A 13,861-nucleotide genomic window follows, 5' to 3' on the forward strand; every position below is an offset into this window, starting at 1 on the left:
CCGCCACATCGCTAGCCGCCATGCTCCGCGAGAGGGGCCTGCGACTCACCCCACAGCGCCAGTTGATCCTCGAAGCGGTGCACGAACTCGGTCATGCGACTCCCGAGTCGGTGCACAACGCGGTCCGTGAGCGGGCCGCCGGGGTCAACATCACCACCGTCTACCGGACCCTTGAGCTGCTCGAAGAGCTGGGCCTGGTGAACCACACGCACCTGTCGCACGGTTCGCCGACCTATTCCTCGGCCAAGGAGCACCAGCATGTCCACCTGGTGTGCCGGTCGTGCGGGTCGATCTCCGAGATCGACCCGGGGGTGATGGTCCCGGTCACCGAGCAGCTGCTGCGGGAGCGGGCGTTCCGCGTCGATGTGGGGCACGTCTCGCTCTTCGGAGTGTGCGGCGATTGCAAGGAGGCCGAGTGACCACCGTCATGGTTGAGGATCTGGACCCGGCTTCGGCCGACGCCGGGGTGCCCGCGCACTTCGGCGACCCGATGCGCGAACAGCGCCTGCTGGAGACCGCGGTGGGCCTGGTCGATCGGTCGAACCGTGCGGTGATCGCGGTTCCCGGTGTGGAGCGGGCGAGCTGGCTGCACACGATCACCACCCAGCACCTGTCTGCGCTGAAAGCCGACGAGGGCACCGAGCTGCTGGTTCTCTCCCCGAACGGGCACATCGAGCAACATGCCCTCGTCGCCGAGGACGGGACGACGGCGTGGCTGGACACCGAGCCCGGCGCGGGTGAGGGTCTCCTGAAGTACCTGGAGATGATGCGCTTCTTCACCCGGGTCGAGCCGCGCGACGCGACCGCGGAGATCGCCGTGCTGTCGCTGGTCGGGCCGGGCGCGGCCGCGCTGTTCCCGGACCTCGCGGACCCTCGGGTGGGCGCGGTGCCGGATGCCCGATTCGCCGCCGGGTCCGTTCCGGCCGGGGCGACGAGCCACTATTCGGTACGTGCGTTCGAAGGCGGACTGGCCCGGCGGGTCCCTCTCGGGGTCGACCTGCTGGTGCCGCGCGCGCGCAAGGACGAGATCATCGAGAAGCTGAACGTGCCCCGGGCCGGGCTCTGGGCGTACGAGGCGGTGCGGGTCGCCCACCGGATCCCCCGGCTGGGCTGGGAGACCGACCACCGGACGATCCCCGCCGAGATCGGCCTGATGGCCACCAGCGTGCACATGGAAAAGGGCTGCTACCGAGGCCAGGAGACGGTCGCCCGGGTCCACAACCTGGGCCGCCCGCCCCGCCGCCAGGTCCTGCTGCACCTCGACGGCGTCGCCAGTGACCATCCGCCGGCCAGGAACACGCCGGTCGAGCTGGCCGGCCGGGCCGTCGGTTTCATCGGCACCGCGGTCCGGCATCACGAGCTGGGCATGGTCGCGCTCGCCGTGGTGAAACGAAACGTCCCGGACGACGCCGATCTGTCGGTGGGGGAGTCGGCGGCCGCCATCGACGCCGGGTGACCCATGGCAGTATGCGAGGCATGACCGGGACCTTGATCACCGTCGCCCCGACCGGCGCGGATCGCGGTAAGGCGGAAGTACCAGCTCTGCCGGTGACCCTGGCCGAGTTGGTGACGACCGCCAAGGAGTGTGAGGCGCTGGGCGCTGCCGTCGTCCACGTGCGCACTCGGGACCCACAGGACCGGGACGGGCTGCGGGCTGTGGTGGCGGCGCTGCGCGAATCCACCGGTCTGATCGTGCAGCTCGCCACTACCGGTGCTGAGGACCGGCTGACCGTGGTCGACGCCGGCCCGGACATGGTCTCCATCCCGATGGAATCGCCGGGGACCACCATCAACCTACACACTCGCGCGCAAGAGCGCGGTGTCGTGCCGGAGTACCGGATCCTCGGCCTGGACCAGCTCAGCCTCCTGGAGCGAGTGCTCACCCGGTACGGTCTCCCGGCCGGTGGCCACATCCATCTCGGCCTGCGACTGGGCGCGCCCGACGGAGCGCCCGGAACGGCGGCCACCCTCGTCGCGTGTGAGCAGGCGATCCGTGACCTGCCGGCGGGCACCACGTTCTCGGCCACCGGCATCGGCCGTAGCACCCTGCCGGTGATGCTGGCGTCTCTCGCGACCGGCGGTCATCTCCGGGTCGGCATGCAGGACACCCTGTCGTACGCCGAGAATCGCCCCGTCGACTCGAACATGCAGCTGGTCGCCCGGGCGGTCGGGTTCGCCCAGCTCGCCCAGCGCCCGCCGCTGACCCCTGCTCAAGCCCGTGACCTGCTGGGAGTTCCACCCCGATGATCGTTGCTGAAGTCGTCCGTTCCGGTTTTGTGGAGAGCACCCACCACGGTGTCGTCGCCGTGCTCGGTGGTGAATCCCTCGGGGATGTCGCGAGTCCGTTCTTCCCCCGCTCGTCCAACAAGCCGTTGCAGACCGTCGGCTTGTTGACGTCCGGTCTCGTTCCCCGCGAGGAGGCCGACCTCGCTCTGATGAGCGGCAGTCACGACGCCGAGCCGTTCCACGTGGAACGAGTGCGGGCGATGCTCGCCGCGGCCGGGCTCGGCCCGGAGGCGCTGCGCTGCCCGGCCGACCTGCCGCTGAACACGGACGCGCGGGACGCCTGGCTGCGTGGCGGGGGTGCGGCCGAGCCGATCCTGATGAACTGCTCCGGCAAACACGCCGGCATGCTCGCCACCTGTGTGGTCAACGGGTGGCCGCTGGAGTCGTACCTCGACGTCGACCACCCGTTGCAGAAGGCGCTCGGAGACGCGGTCAGCCGTCTCGCCGGTGAGCCGATCGCGGCGCTCGGGGTGGACGGCTGCGGCGCGCCGATCTTCGCAATCTCCCCGCTCGGGCTGGCGCGGGCCTTCCAGCAGCTGGTCGAGGCCGGACCGGGCACCCCGGAGCGCCGGGTGGCCGATGCGATGCGGGCGAACCCGACGCTGGTGGCGGGCACCGGGACCGATGATTCCGTGCTGATGGCGGCGGTTCCCGGGCTGCTCGTGAAGAAGGGCGCTGATGGGGTGGCCGCGGCGGCCATGCCCGGTTTCGGAGCGGTCGCCCTCAAGATCTCCGACGGTGCCGCCCGGGCCCGGGGGCCGGTGCTGATCGCGGCTCTGCGCCGCCTCGGCCTGGAGATCGGCGACTTCCCCGAGGTGGTTCTCGGTGGTGGCCTGCCGGTCGGCGAGGTCCGCGCGACCATCTGAGCGGGCCCTGAGGGGCGAAAAATCAGGGGTGACTCGGTTCACGCTAGCTAGAGTTAGCATTTTGCTTGCAACAGCTAGCACTGCAGGCTAACTTCGAGATATGGCCGCACCCAAGGATCTGCCTGAGGACATCGGGACCTTCATCCGAGACCTGAGGCAGACCGCGAAGATCTCGCTCCGGCAGCTCGCCGACAAGGCCGGGGTGAGCAACCCCTACCTGAGTCAGATCGAGCGCGGCCTGCGTAAACCGAGCGCCGAGGTGCTGGCCCAGATCGCCAGTGCCTTGCGAGTGTCGACGCCCGCGATGTACTTGCGGGCCGGACTGCTCGATGGCGAAGGCCAGCAGGGTGTGCTGGCCGCCATCGCGGTCGACCCGGAGCTCACGATCGCGCAGAAGCAGTCCCTGACGCAGATCTACGAGACGTTCCGCAACGAGAACGTGCGAAACAGCGCGCAGCCGTCCGAGCCAGCCGACGCCGCGCCCCGGACCACCCCGATCGCCGAGGAGAAGCCATGACCGAGCAGACCAAGACCAAGATCCCTGCCCCGCTGTACGCCGCCGCCGGCGCGGGTGACCTCGCCTACGAGCAGCTCCGCAAGCTGCCCGCCGTGGTGACCGAGCTCAGTGACAAGGCCGCCGCCTCGCTGAAGACCTACAACGAGCAGGCCGGCACCAAGGCCGCCGAGCTGCGTGGCAAGGCCGAGACCACCGACTTCAACGGTCTGCGCGAGAACGCGGCGAGCGCTGCCGCCAGCTTCGCCCAGATCGCCTCGGAGCGCGCGATCGCCGTTTACAACGAGCTGGTCGCCCGTGGCGAGCGCGTCGTCGGCACCGGTGTCGTCGAGGCCGCCGAGGTGGTCAACGCCGACATCGAGGCCACCGAGCAGCCGAAGGCTGTCGAAGCCGCGGTCGAGGAGGCCAAGGCTGTCGAGGCCGTGCCGACCCCGAAGCCCCGCAAGCGGGTCAAGCCGGCCGCCCCCGCAGAGTGATCAACCTCTGACGACATGCTCAGCGGGCTCCGGCAGCACCGGGGCCCGCGGCATAGACTCTTCCTCATGGCCACAGCAGCGCCCATCTTCTTCCTCGCCGCCCGTGATTACATAAACCTCGCCGTCCTGCTCGTCTCCTTGGCGGTGCAGGCAGTGGCGCTGATCCACTGCCTGACGCAACGTGGTGCGGGTTTCCAGGCGCTCGGCACTCTGCCGAAGGGCGCGTGGGCCGCCATCATCGGCGTCTGCCTGGCGATCACCCTGCTCCTCCGGGGCAGTCTGCTGATCGTCACGATGATCGGTGTCGCCGCCGCCTTGGTCTACATGCTCGACGTCCGTCCCGGCCTGAAAGACCTGTCGGACGGCAAGGGCTTCTGGTGATCCGGTTCGGCCCGCCTCCTCCGGACGGCGGCCCGCGGCTGCAGCGCATGGACCGGACCGGGCCACGCACGGGCCGGCCGACGCTGCCGGGTCCGGCGACCGAGGTGGTCACCCTTCCTTCTTCTGGGGTACGGGTCGAGCAGCTCACCACCGGCACCGGTGATCCGGTCACCGTGTTCGCGCACGGTCTCGCCGGCGACATCACCGGCACCCGCCCGCTCGGCAGCGCCGTCATCGGCCGCCGGGTGTTCTTCCACTCCCGCGGGCACGGCCGGTCCGACGTGCCGCCCGGGCCGTGGAGCTTCGCCGACCTGTCCGCCGACCTGCGAGCCGTCGCCGACCTGACCGGCGCCACCCGGGCCGTCGGCGTCAGCATGGGTGCGGCCGCGCTCTGCCGGCTGATCGCCGAGACTCCCGACCGGTTCGAGCGGGTTGTCCTCTACCTGCCGGCTCCGCTGGACGGCACCCGCGCTCCCGCCTCCGTCCAGCGGCTGGACCGCCTGATCGCCTCGGTCGAGTCCGGTGAGGCCGCGATGATCGCTGCCGCGGTCGAACTGGAGATTCCCGCCTCGGTCCGCAACACCCCGGCCGGCTGGAGTTTCCTGCGCCAGCGGGTCGAGCAACTTCAGCGTGACGGCCTGGCCCCCGAGATCGAGTCGGTGTGGTCGGAGCCCGCGGTGCCCGACGAGGCGGCACTGAAATCGTTCACCGGCCGGGCCCTGATCCTGGGCTGCCGTGGCGACGAGACCCATCCGGCTGCCTGGTCCGAGCGGATCGCCGCTCTCCTGAACGCCGACCTGGAGATCTACGACCGCCCCAGCATCATCTGGACCAGCCGAAACGCTCTCCGAGACCGGATCTCGACGTTCCTGAACAGCTAGGGTTCGCCGTCTCGCCTCGCCCGGGAGCCGTAACCTTTTGCGCTGTTTGAACGGTACGTTGTACGTGCGCTTGTCCCCTAAATCAGTCTTCTTCGCTCTGGTGGTTGCCGGGCTGCCGTTCGCCGGGGTGGCCGGCTGGGCCCTGGGGGCTCCCGCCGGTCAGCCGGCAGCGCTCGGTGCTCACGCGGGTCTCGGCGACTCCGGCGGTGAGGGCGGTATCGGTTCCGCGCCGGTCGGGACCACCCCGGACCGGGGTGCCGGTTACACCGCCCACCCACCGCGGGCCACGCCCGATCCCGGTTCCTCGGCGGACACCCCGCTCGGCGGCCCGACCGTGGTCGTGACGACCGTGACGGTCATCCGTTCCGCAGCGCCGGAGACCACCCGGACCACCGAACCACCGCACCTGACCGAACCACCGGTCCCGACCCCGACGCAGGTCACCGACCCGCCGGACCCTTCGGACACACCGCCGGTGCCGACGTCCACCACCAGCACCGTCATCCCGGAGCCGTCCGGTTTCGTCGATGAACAGACCCGGTACTACAACAACTACCGGGGTCCCGCCTGGTGGCGCTTCCGCTGAAGGCGGTGCCCCCGTCCTGCGAATCTGGCATCCGGGCTCTAAGCTCCCGAAACGTGAGTGGTGATCTGAGCCGGCCGGTGTCGGTGTTCCGCGAGTTCGCCCTGGGTGCCGGGTTGCTCGGCCGTGGGCTCGGCCTGGTGCTGCGCAGCCCCCGGCTGCTCCTCATCGGACTGGTGCCCGCGCTGCTCTCCGGGATTCTCTACACGGTCGCGCTGTTCCTGCTGATCCGTTTCCTGCCGGACCTGGCCGCGCTTGTCACGTGGTTCGCCGACGACTGGGCCGAGTGGCTGCGCCGGACCATGCGGGTGCTCGGCGGTCTCACCGTTCTCGGATCCGGCATCCTGCTGTCGGTCCTCACCTTCGCCGCGGTGACGCTGCTGATCGGCGACCCGTTCTACGAGAAGATCTCCGAGCTGGTCGAGGACCGCTTCGGCGGCGTTCCGGACGCGGTCGCCGCCGGGTTCTGGCAGTCACTGCGGCGTAGCCTCGCCGACTCCCTCAAGCTCATCGGCGTCTCGATCCTGGTCGGCATCCCGCTGTTCCTGCTCGGCCTGATCCCGGTCATCGGGCAGACCGTGATCCCGGTGCTGGCCGCCGCGATCGGTGGCTGGCTGCTCGCCCTGGAGTTGACCGGAGTCCCGTTCCAGCGCCGTGGCCAGCGACTACGGCACCGCCGGGTGGTTCTGGCGAAACGCAAGCCGCTGACGCTGGGCTTCGGAGTCGCGGTCTTCCTGACGTTCCTGATCCCGCTGGGCGCGGTCTTCCTGATGCCGGCCGCGATCGCCGGCGCGACCCTGCTGTCCCGCCGGACCCTGAACCGCCCCATCGAAATCACCACAACCGCCTCCCTATAGCGCGGTCTCCAGGCCCGTGTGGAAAGTTGCGGTGCGATTCGCGCCTCAGTTCTCCACGCGGATGGGGCGTCCGCTTTGTGTGGTGAGTTGCGGTGCGATTCGCGCCTCAACTCTCCACGCGGATGGGGTCGTCCGCTTGGGCTCGTGGGCGTGTTGCGGGTCGCGTCGAGCGCCTCTTGTGAGAGTGCGGCGACGGTTCCTGCAGCTTGGAATGGTTGATCGTCAGGGGGCGCTGTGGACGTTGAGCTGGTCGAAGGCGACATCACTGTTCAGCTGGTCGACGTGATCGTCAACGCGGCCAATTCGTCGCTGCTCGGTGGCGGTGGGGTGGACGGGGCGATCCACCGCAAGGGCGGTCCGGCGATTCTGGAGGAGACCCGGAAACTGCGGGCTTCGCGGTACGGGCGGGGCCTCCCGATCGGACAGGCGGTCGCGACTACGGCGGGCCGGCTTCCGGCGCGCTGGGTGGTGCACACGGTCGGGCCGGTGTTCAGCGCGGACGAGGACCGATCCGAGTCGTTGCGTTCCTGCTATGTGAACTCGCTGCGGGTCGCCGACGAGCTTGGCGCCGAGACGATCGCGTTCCCACTGATCTCGGCCGGGATCTACCGGTGGCCGGTGGAGGACGCCGTGCGGCAGGCCCTCGGTGTGATCCGCACGGCTGACCCGGTGAATCTCCGAACGGCGACCCTGATCCTGTTCGGCGCCGAGACCGCGGCCATCGCCCGCACGGTCGCCGACTCCTGAAACCACGGCCCGGAGTGTGGTGACTTGGGGTGCGAATCGCACCCCAAGTCACCACACGGAACCGGACCGGGGCCAGGCTGGCCGTGAGTGAAGCCGGTTCAAAGGGCTGCCGTGCGGTTACGGACCGCTCACGCCCGGCGCACGCGGGGCGGTCCGGGCGGGCCGCCTGCCTCGCGGGGTGGAAGCGGTGGCGTTCGGTAGGCGTACCGAAAAGGTCCGGGTCTTAGGGGTTCGGGGTCACGCTGAGGCGCGGATGATCAGTTCGGTGGGCAGGATGATCGCGGGTTCGACGTCGGGGTCGCCGGCGATCAGGCGCAGCATCTGGCGGGCCATCGTGCGGCCGGCTTCGCCGATGGGCTGGCGGACGGTGGTGAGCGGCGGGTCGCTGTAGCGGCTGATGTCGAAGTCGTCGAAGCCGATAACGGCGACGTCGTCGGGGACGCTGCGGCCGGCGGCCCGGAGTGCCTGGAGTGCGCCGTGGGCCATCAGGTCGGAGGCGGCGAAGACGGCGTCCAGCGCGGGATCCCGGTCGAGCAGGGCGCGCATCGCGGTGATCCCGGAGTCGCGGGTGAAGTCGCCGGCGGCCACCAGCGGGGGAAGCCCGGCGTCACGCAGCGTGTCGGTGTAGCCGGTGAGGCGGGCCAGGCCGGCGACCATGTCCTGAGGGCCGGCGATGGTGGCGATGCGGCTGCGACCGGATTCGATCAGGTGTTGGATGGCGGCTGCGACTCCACCGGCGTGATCGACGTCGATGTAGGGCACCGGCGGTGTGGCGGTCATCGGGCGACCGGAACAGATCACCGGGATGCCGCGCCGGGCCAGCAGGCCGGGCAGCGGGTCGGCGCCGTGGATGGAGGCGAACATGACACCGTCGACGTGGCCGGCCACGGCGTAGCGTTCGACCCGCTGGTAGCCGGCCGCGGAGCCGGCCATCATCAGGACCAGCTGTTTGTCGGCGGCTTCCAGTTCGGAGCCGACGCCGCGGATGATCGCCGGGAAGAACAGGTCGTCGGAGAAGACCCGGTTCGCGGTCTCCGGCAGGATCAGCGCGATCGAGTCGGTCTGCCGGGTGACCAGGCTCCGGGCCGCCTGGTTCGGCACATAGCCGAGTTCCTCGACGGCCCGGTTGACCGCCTCACGGATGGTGGCGGCGACGGTGGTGGAACCGTTGACGACGCGGGACACCGTGGCCCGGGACACCCCGGCCCGCTGGGCAACCGCTTCCAAGGTCGGCCGTTCCCGCGTCGTCAACACCCGCTCCTAGTGACTAAGAAAGCCCGTTGCGCCGGATCACCTCGCGGTACCACTTCGCACTGTCCTTGAGCACACGTTCTTGCGTCGTGTAGTCGACGTGCACCATACCGAAGCGCTTCGCGTATCCCTCGGCCCATTCGAAGTTGTCCATCAATGACCAGGCGAAGTATCCGCGGAGGTCGACACCGGACGCCATGGCGTCGAGGCAGGCGCGCAGGTGACCGTCGACGTATTCGATGCGGTCGGCGTCGTGCACACCCTCGGGGTAGGCCGCCCCGTTCTCGGTGATCATCAGCGGGGTGCCGGGGTAGTCCCGGTGCATGCGGGTGAGCAGGCGGGTCAGTGAGGCCGGCTCGATCTGCCAGCCGATGTCGGTGACCGGGCCGACCGGCTTGCGGAAGGCGATGCCCTCGCTGCCGGGGTAGTCGAGGGCACCGGGCTGGCCGGGCTTCGCGGAGACGTACGACGGGGTGTAGAAGTTGATGCCCAGCACGTCGAGCGGCTGGTGGATGATCTCGGTGTCGCCGTCCTTGATGAAGGACAGATCGGTGATCCGGGAGATGTGCTCCAGGACGTCCGCCGGGTATTCACCGCGCAGCAGCGGGTCGAAGAAGATCCGGTTGGCGACGCCGTCGATGATCCGGGCGGCCTCGACGTCGGCGGAGTTGGCCGGGTCGAGCGGGGAGACCTCGCACGGGTTCAGCGTGATGCTGATGTTGCGGGCGCCGGCCGCGCGCAGGGCCCGGGCGGCCAGGCCGTGTGCCAGGTTCAGGTGGTGCACGGCAGCCAGCGAACCGGCCGGGTCCTGCTTGCCGGGGGCGTGCACGCCGTTGCCGTAACCGAGGTAGGCGCTGCACCACGGCTCGTTCAGGGTGGTCCAGGTGGCGACCCGGTCACCGAGCCGGCGATGGACGACCTCGGCGTAGTCGGCGAACGCCTCGGCGGTCTCCCGCGAGGTCCAGCCGCCGCGGTCCTCGAGCGTCTGCGGCAGGTCCCAGTGGTAGAGCGTGACGACCGGGTCGATGCCCTTGCTGAGCAGCTCGTCGGTGAGCCGGTCGTAGAAGTCCAGGCCGCGGACGTTCACCGGGCCGGTGCCGTCGGGACGGATCCGCGGCCAGGAGACGGAGAAGCGGTACGCGGCCAGGCCGAGGTCGGCCATCAGCGCGACGTCCTCGACGTACCGGTGGTAGTGGTCGCACGCGACGTCGCCGGTGTGCCCGCCGAAGACCTTGCCGGGGGTCCGGCTGAACGTGTCCCAGATGGACGGGCCACGGCCGTCCTCTCGAGCGGCGCCCTCGATCTGGTACGAGGCCGTGGCCGCACCCCAGACGAAGCCTTCGGGGAAACCGGTCCCCGCGGCTGCCGGCTGCGCCGACGTGGACGTGACGGTTGCCGTCATGTCTTCTCCGCTCCTGATGATCCGCATTACTTAACCGGTTCATCTTACGGCTTGACGAGCGTGTGACAACGGCACTCGGTGTGAACTGTCAGCCTGTTCGCAGGGCCAGGAAGAGCCGGGGGTCACCGGTGAGCGCCAACTGGTCCGGCGATTTACGGCCCATCAGCGCCAGTTGGAGGTCACTGACGCTGCCGGTGACCTTCGCCCGGGGGTGATGATCGTCGCTGTCCAGGATGGTGCCGGTGTCCAGCAGCGCGATCCCGGCGCCGCGCAGCCGGATGAACCACTCCTGCCCGGCGTCCGTGCCGACCAGGTGCACCACTCCGTGCAGGTCGGTCGGGCCGGTCCGGCGCCCGGCCGGCAGCCAGGTGTCCAGGATCTCGCCGACCCCGTCGGTGGCGAGCTTGGTCTCGATCGGAGTGGGCCGCCCGGCGGCCGACTCGGCGTCCCACCGGTGCACCGACAGCTCGTGGGCGATCCGGCGGTCCCAGAAGTTCGCCCGTTTCGGCTGGGGTGCCCAGTTCCACGCCGGGAAGTCCGGGTCGAGGGCCTCCAGCGTCTCGATCGTGCCGGTCAGCTCCCGGCGCAGGTGGTCCAGAGTCTCCGGCCAGCCGTCCCGCGGCAGGTCGGGCAGGGGCTCGGGCCGCTCGGTGACACCACGGGCGACGTTGGTCCGCACCGTGTACAGAACCGTGGTGACGTGGTGGGCGAGGTCGGCGACGGTCCAGCCCTCGCAGGACGGGACCGCTGGGTCCGGCCCCGTCTCGGCGACGGCGTCCCAGAGCGCCGGGCCGTCGGCGCGCAACGCCGCGAGCCAGAAATCCTTCGTCGCGTGCAACCTCATCGCAGTCGTCTCCCCGCTCAGCCGGACCGCCGGTGAACCCCTCGTCCCGTAGACCTTAGGGTTGTGTGGTGACTGATACCCCTTCGGCCCCGGAGAGATTCCTGGCGTCGTATACGACGCTACGCCTTGGTGGGCCCGCGGGCACAGTGACCACGGCGGTCCATACGGATGAGGCGGTCGAGACGGTGCGTGCGGCCACCGCGGCTGGGCGTCCGTTGTTGATCCTCGCCGGTGGCAGCAACGTGGTCGTCGGCGACGAGGGCTTCGCGGGCGAGGTCCTGGTGCTGCGCAACCGTGGGATCGAGACGGTCGGCGAAGATCAAGACAGCTTGCTGGTACGGGTGGCGGCAGGCGAGCCCTGGGACGATTTCGTCGCCACCGCGGTGCACAACGGCTGGTCCGGGGTCGAGTGCCTGTCCGGGATCCCGGGTGCGGCCGGTTCCACTCCGATCCAGAACGTGGGGGCGTACGGGCAGGAGGTCGCGCACACCATCGAGGCGGTGCACGCCTACGACCGGCTGGCCGCACAGATGCTGGTGATGACCCCCGAGCAGTGTGGTTTCGGCTATCGGTCCAGCGTCTTCAAGCACAACGACCGCTATCTGGTGACCGCTGTCGACTTCCGGCTGGCGCGTTCCGGAGACTCGGCCCCGATCCGGTACGCGGAGCTGGCCCGCACGCTCGGTGCCGAAGCCGGGGACCGGGTGCCGGTGACGCAGGCCCGGGACACCGTGCTGAAACTGCGGGCCGGCAAGGGCATGGTGCTCGACCCGGAGGACCGGGACACCTGGTCGGTCGGCTCGTTCTTCACCAACCCGGTGGTGCCGGCATCGGTTTTCGCGACGCTCGTCTCCTCGGGCGAGATGCCGCACTGGCCGGGCGCCGACGGCACCGTCAAGATCCCGGCAGCCTGGTTGATCGAGCATGCCGGGTTCCCCAAAGGCTTCGCCGGTGACCGGGTGGCGATCTCCGGCAAACACACGCTCGCGCTGACCAACCGGGGTGGTGGGACCACGACCGCGCTGCTGGACCTGGCCCGGGTCATCCGGGACGGGGTGCGCGCGCGGTTCGGTGTCGAGTTGCACCCGGAGCCGGTGCTGATCAACTGCACTCTCTGAGGCGGGGTCGCTCCAGGCCTCATTCCAGGCCTCATTCCCGGCTTCATTCCCAGCCGAAGACCTGCGTGTAATAAGGGGTGCCGTCGGCGGCGAAGGCCACGCCGGCACCCATCGCCCGGGCCTCGCAGTTCAGGATGTTCTTCCGGTGCCCGATGCTGGCCATCCAGGCCCGCACCACGTCGGGCGCGGTCCGGTACCCCCACGCGATGTTCTCCCCGGCCGGCTTCTCATAACCGGCTTCCTCGCTGCGGTCGGCGAAGGTCGAGCCGTTGCGCCACACGTGACTGAACAGCCGGGTCCGGGCCATGTAGTTGCTCTGCCGCAGTGAGGCGGTGACCAGCTGGCCGTCGACGGTCAGCGCCGGACAGCCGGCTCGGGTGCGTTCCGTGTTGGTCAGCTGGACGACCTGTGTCATCACCGCGCGGGCCCGTTCCTGGACCGGTGTCAGCGGCGGGGTCTCCCGGGCCACTGCCGGGGCGGAGAGAACGAGCAGGGTGGGCGCCGCCGCTAGTGCGGCGACATGTCTTACCAGCACGGAGCCTCCCGAATGGCGAAACCGGGCACGGATCGGCCCGTCCCGGTTATCGCACCCCGTTGTACGCGGCGTGTCACATCTTTCTCGAAACGGGCTAAACGTCGTAACGGAGATGTCAGTCTGAAGGGCTGTCCGGAAGGTTGCCCGAGACGGCCTTGATCGAGCTGTTCGGGCGGATCCTCGCGGACCGGCTCGTACATCCCCGCCCGACGCTAAGCTTTCACTGTCCGTATATAGGCAGTCACATCACGCTATGGTGTGTTCTCGCCCGGACTATTTTTCCGCCCACCGTCGCGTGGGTGGTGCCATCCGCGTGCCCGGAGGACTGCCATGTCCGCTAGGGGCGCGAGCGCGGGTTGGGGCAGGGGGAGCTGAGAATGAGTCGCCTACTCGTGGTCGAGGACGATCCGGATATCGCACTCGCTTTGCGGTTGCTGTTCAGCCGGGCCGGTTATGAGGTGGCACATGCCGCCGACGGCCGGTCCGGGTTGAAGGAGGCCTATGCCGAGCATCCCGATCTGGTGGTGCTCGACGTCGGATTGCCGGAGATGGACGGCTGGCAAGTGCTGGAACGGCTGCGTGACGTCTCGGACGTCCCGGTGCTCGTCCTCACCGCACACGGTCAGGAGGCGGAGAAGGTACGCGGCCTGCGGGGCGGTGCCGACGACTACCTGACCAAACCGTTCGCCAACAATGAACTGCTGGCCCGGGTGGAGGCGTTGTTGCGGCGGTCCTCCAACGGGCAGAACAGCTGGGCCAGTCAGGTCTACGACGACGGCCTCGTGCATCTCGACCCGACCAAGCGCCGGGTCTACGTCAGGAGTGAGGAGAAGCGTCTCACTCCCACCGAGTTCCGCCTGCTCAACGCCTTGGTGCGGCATGCCGGCGCGGTTCTCTCGCCGAACCAGTTGCTGACGCAGGCCTGGGACGACCCGACCGGCATCGGCCAGGAACGGGTCAAGTTCGCGGTCCTGCGACTGCGACGCAAGCTCGGCTGGTCCGATCCGGACGAATCCCCGATCGAGTCGGTTCGCGGGTTCGGCTATCGCTACCGCCGCCCCGGCGGGGAGTCCTGAAACCGGGCGAGTCTTCTCAGTTGGCGCCCCCAGGGGCCGATGAG

The 13,861-nt window shown here is 69.6% G+C and carries 16 protein-coding genes and 1 pseudogene; 13 read left to right on the top strand and 4 right to left on the bottom strand.

Going from position 1 to position 13,861, the window contains the following annotated elements; genetic code table 11:
• The first annotated feature begins 20 nt into the window (after positions 1–20).
• The 11 genes and pseudogenes from BLU81_RS36510 (at position 21) to BLU81_RS36560 (ending at position 7,591) form a co-directional block, all read left to right on the top strand.
• Complete coding sequence (locus BLU81_RS36510) at positions 21–419, top strand: Fur family transcriptional regulator (protein ID WP_092558148.1); 399 nt, start codon at positions 21–23, stop codon at positions 417–419.
• Positions 420–427: 8 nt separating this feature from the next.
• On the top strand, positions 428–1,456 hold the full coding sequence (gene ygfZ, locus BLU81_RS36515; protein WP_092558150.1) for a CAF17-like 4Fe-4S cluster assembly/insertion protein YgfZ: 1,029 nt from the start codon (positions 428–430) through the stop codon (positions 1,454–1,456).
• 20 nt (positions 1,457–1,476) lie between these two features.
• Positions 1,477–2,247, top strand: coding sequence for a BKACE family enzyme (locus BLU81_RS36520; protein WP_092551932.1), 771 nt, complete (start codon positions 1,477–1,479; stop codon positions 2,245–2,247).
• Entirely contained in the window at positions 2,244–3,152 is a 909-nt protein-coding gene (locus BLU81_RS36525; RefSeq protein WP_092551935.1) for an asparaginase, read from the top strand. The genes BLU81_RS36520 and BLU81_RS36525 overlap by 4 nt, the downstream gene beginning before the upstream one ends.
• 100 nt (positions 3,153–3,252) lie before the next feature.
• A pseudogene (locus tag BLU81_RS36530) lies at positions 3,253–3,660 on the top strand (helix-turn-helix domain-containing protein); the annotation flags it as partial.
• A 5-nt stretch (positions 3,661–3,665) separates the two neighbouring features.
• Positions 3,666–4,142, top strand: coding sequence for a hypothetical protein (locus tag BLU81_RS36535; protein ID WP_092551941.1), 477 nt, complete (start codon positions 3,666–3,668; stop codon positions 4,140–4,142).
• A 66-nt stretch (positions 4,143–4,208) separates the two neighbouring features.
• Entirely contained in the window at positions 4,209–4,523 is a 315-nt protein-coding gene (locus tag BLU81_RS36540) for a DUF2516 family protein (RefSeq protein ID WP_092551944.1), read from the top strand.
• Positions 4,524–4,570: 47 nt separating this feature from the next.
• Complete coding sequence (locus BLU81_RS36545; protein ID WP_092558152.1) at positions 4,571–5,404, top strand: alpha/beta fold hydrolase; 834 nt, start codon at positions 4,571–4,573, stop codon at positions 5,402–5,404.
• Between the two features lie 70 nt (positions 5,405–5,474).
• Complete coding sequence (locus BLU81_RS36550) at positions 5,475–5,990, top strand: hypothetical protein (RefSeq protein ID WP_157751959.1); 516 nt, start codon at positions 5,475–5,477, stop codon at positions 5,988–5,990.
• A gap of 53 nt (positions 5,991–6,043) precedes the next feature.
• The gene (locus BLU81_RS36555) at positions 6,044–6,844 is read left to right on the top strand and encodes an EI24 domain-containing protein (protein ID WP_231953692.1); all 801 of its coding nucleotides are present in this window, start codon (positions 6,044–6,046) and stop codon (positions 6,842–6,844) included.
• Positions 6,845–7,078: 234 nt separating this feature from the next.
• Positions 7,079–7,591, top strand: coding sequence for an O-acetyl-ADP-ribose deacetylase (locus tag BLU81_RS36560; protein WP_092551950.1), 513 nt, complete (start codon positions 7,079–7,081; stop codon positions 7,589–7,591).
• 237 nt (positions 7,592–7,828) lie between these two features.
• Here BLU81_RS36560 and BLU81_RS36565 read toward each other — a convergent pair whose 3' ends face one another.
• From BLU81_RS36565 to BLU81_RS36575, 3 genes are all read right to left on the bottom strand, one after another.
• The gene (locus BLU81_RS36565) at positions 7,829–8,842 is read right to left on the bottom strand and encodes a LacI family DNA-binding transcriptional regulator (protein ID WP_092558156.1); all 1,014 of its coding nucleotides are present in this window, start codon (positions 8,840–8,842) and stop codon (positions 7,829–7,831) included.
• A 16-nt stretch (positions 8,843–8,858) separates the two neighbouring features.
• Positions 8,859–10,244, bottom strand: coding sequence for a GH1 family beta-glucosidase (locus BLU81_RS36570; RefSeq protein WP_092551953.1), 1,386 nt, complete (start codon positions 10,242–10,244; stop codon positions 8,859–8,861).
• An 88-nt stretch (positions 10,245–10,332) separates the two neighbouring features.
• Positions 10,333–11,088: a maleylpyruvate isomerase family mycothiol-dependent enzyme gene (locus BLU81_RS36575; protein WP_092551956.1), complete on the bottom strand. Its 756-nt coding sequence runs from the start codon at positions 11,086–11,088 to the stop codon at positions 10,333–10,335.
• A gap of 68 nt (positions 11,089–11,156) precedes the next feature.
• Between BLU81_RS36575 and BLU81_RS36580 the strand changes: the two genes are divergently transcribed.
• A complete protein-coding gene (locus BLU81_RS36580; protein ID WP_373873330.1) occupies positions 11,157–12,206 on the top strand; it encodes a UDP-N-acetylmuramate dehydrogenase in 1,050 nt (349 codons plus the stop codon).
• 43 nt (positions 12,207–12,249) lie between these two features.
• Here BLU81_RS36580 and BLU81_RS36585 read toward each other — a convergent pair whose 3' ends face one another.
• Positions 12,250–12,741, bottom strand: coding sequence for a CAP domain-containing protein (locus BLU81_RS36585; protein ID WP_307833810.1), 492 nt, complete (start codon positions 12,739–12,741; stop codon positions 12,250–12,252).
• Between the two features lie 377 nt (positions 12,742–13,118).
• Here BLU81_RS36585 and BLU81_RS36590 point away from each other — a divergent pair, with 377 nt between their 5' ends.
• Positions 13,119–13,817 carry a response regulator transcription factor gene (locus tag BLU81_RS36590; protein ID WP_092551962.1) on the top strand — a complete coding sequence of 233 codons (699 nt, stop codon included), beginning with the start codon at positions 13,119–13,121 and terminating at the stop codon, positions 13,815–13,817.
• The last annotated feature ends 44 nt before the right edge of the window (positions 13,818–13,861 follow it).

Source organism: Actinoplanes derwentensis (genome assembly GCF_900104725.1).
GTDB classification, from domain to species: domain Bacteria; phylum Actinomycetota; class Actinomycetes; order Mycobacteriales; family Micromonosporaceae; genus Actinoplanes; species Actinoplanes derwentensis.

Bases quoted from the DNA above. Each gene is read 5' to 3' on its own strand.
- BLU81_RS36510 (WP_092558148.1), top strand. From the start codon at position 21: ATGCTCCGCGAGAGGGGCCTGCGACTCACCCCACAGCGCCAGTTGATC.
- ygfZ (WP_092558150.1), top strand. From the start codon at position 428: ATGGTTGAGGATCTGGACCCGGCTTCGGCCGACGCCGGGGTGCCCGCG.
- BLU81_RS36520 (WP_092551932.1), top strand. From the start codon at position 1,477: ATGACCGGGACCTTGATCACCGTCGCCCCGACCGGCGCGGATCGCGGT.
- BLU81_RS36525 (WP_092551935.1), top strand. From the start codon at position 2,244: ATGATCGTTGCTGAAGTCGTCCGTTCCGGTTTTGTGGAGAGCACCCAC.
- BLU81_RS36535 (WP_092551941.1), top strand. From the start codon at position 3,666: ATGACCGAGCAGACCAAGACCAAGATCCCTGCCCCGCTGTACGCCGCC.
- BLU81_RS36540 (WP_092551944.1), top strand. From the start codon at position 4,209: ATGGCCACAGCAGCGCCCATCTTCTTCCTCGCCGCCCGTGATTACATA.
- BLU81_RS36545 (WP_092558152.1), top strand. From the start codon at position 4,571: ATGGACCGGACCGGGCCACGCACGGGCCGGCCGACGCTGCCGGGTCCG.
- BLU81_RS36570 (WP_092551953.1), bottom strand. From the start codon at position 10,244: ATGACGGCAACCGTCACGTCCACGTCGGCGCAGCCGGCAGCCGCGGGG.
- BLU81_RS36575 (WP_092551956.1), bottom strand. From the start codon at position 11,088: ATGAGGTTGCACGCGACGAAGGATTTCTGGCTCGCGGCGTTGCGCGCC.
- BLU81_RS36590 (WP_092551962.1), top strand. From the start codon at position 13,119: ATGAGTCGCCTACTCGTGGTCGAGGACGATCCGGATATCGCACTCGCT.